Origin of the sequence: Kitasatospora sp. NPDC036755 (genome assembly GCF_040636595.1) — a bacterium.
Lineage (GTDB): Bacteria > Actinomycetota > Actinomycetes > Streptomycetales > Streptomycetaceae > Kitasatospora.
Window position 1 is genome coordinate 1 of the sequence record NZ_JBEZUT010000694.1, and the last position, 1215, is coordinate 1215.

Below are 1215 nucleotides of genomic sequence, written 5' to 3' on the forward strand. Positions count from 1 at the left end.
GCGGCCGTCGGTGCCTCGCGCGCCGCCGTGGACGCCGGCTGGTACCCGCACAGCAGCCAGGTCGGCCAGACCGGCAAGCAGGTCTCCCCGCAGCTGTACGTGGCCAACGGCATCTCGGGTGCCATCCAGCACCGGGCCGGCATGCAGACCTCGAAGACCATCGTGGCCGTCAACAAGGACCCCGAGGCCCCGATCTTCGAGCTCGCCGACTACGGCGTGGTCGGTGACCTCTTCGAGGTGCTGCCGCAGCTCACCGCCGAGGTGAAGGCCCGCAAGGCCTGATCCCCGCGCGACAGCGGAGGGCGTGGCACCGAGTACCCCTCGGTGTCACGCCCTCCGTCGTCTCCGGGCGGCGCCCGGACCGGCGCCGCCCCCGTGCCGTCCTTGTGCCGCCCCTCCCGGGCGGCCCCGCGGCGCGTCCGCGGTCCGCCCGTGGATCACTCCCCGGCCCCGCGGATCACTCGCCGGATCACTCCGCGACGAAGGCCGCGAGGTGCTGGGTGAAGCCGCCCTGGGTGGGTGGCAGCGGGCGCGGCTCGGTGTCCTGCGGCGGCTGCGCTTCCTCCATCGGCAGCAGCCGCAGCTCCGGCTGGTCGGAGCCGGGGGAGGAGAGCAGCCGCACCCGGGTGCCGACCGGGACGGTGCTGCGCATCCCGTCCACGATGCACCAGACGTCGAAGCCCTCCGCCATCCGGATCAGGGACTTCTGACGGACCAGCGGCGTCCGGGCCTGTTCGACCGCGCACCGCCGCACCACCCCGGTGCCCTCGCTGGGCTCCAGCCGGAGGTCGTTGGACCCGCAGGTGGGGCAGAGCAGCCGTTGGAAGGTCGGGTTGTTGCACCAGGTGCAGCGCTGGAAGTACAGCGTCGTGCTCCGGGCGTCGGCATCGATGGCTGGGTGGACCACGCTGTCATCTCCCTGTGCTCGGACGGCTCGGTCGGTGGAGGTGGGGCGGAAGTACGGCGGCGGTGGCGCGGATGGACGCCGGACGTTCGGCACGAAAAGAATAGGGAACTCAGTGCCGCGAAGGGAAGGCACTGAGTTCCCTTTTTGCCGCGCACATGCATAATGAAGGGTACTGAGTACCGTCGTGAAACAGGAGTGGCGATCATGAGCCAGGACTTCGATCTCTTCCGGATCTCCGAGGAGCACGGGATGCTCCGTGAGGCGGTGCGTTCGCTGGCCGAGGCGAAGATCGCTCCGTTCGCGGCGGA

Annotated in this window: 2 protein-coding genes; one reads left to right on the plus strand and one right to left on the minus strand. The window is 70.7% G+C overall.

Annotation, left to right across the window (positions count from 1 at the left end):
* A partial coding sequence (locus AB0E96_RS41270) for an electron transfer flavoprotein subunit alpha/FixB family protein (RefSeq protein WP_355270033.1) occupies positions 1–282 on the plus strand: 282 nt, incomplete at its 5' end.
* 187 nt (positions 283–469) lie between these two features.
* Here the strand turns inward: AB0E96_RS41270 and AB0E96_RS41275 are convergent.
* Positions 470–907, minus strand: a complete 438-nt coding sequence (locus AB0E96_RS41275) for a hypothetical protein (RefSeq protein WP_359831984.1) — start codon at positions 905–907, stop codon at positions 470–472.
* Positions 908–1215 lie beyond the last annotated feature (308 nt).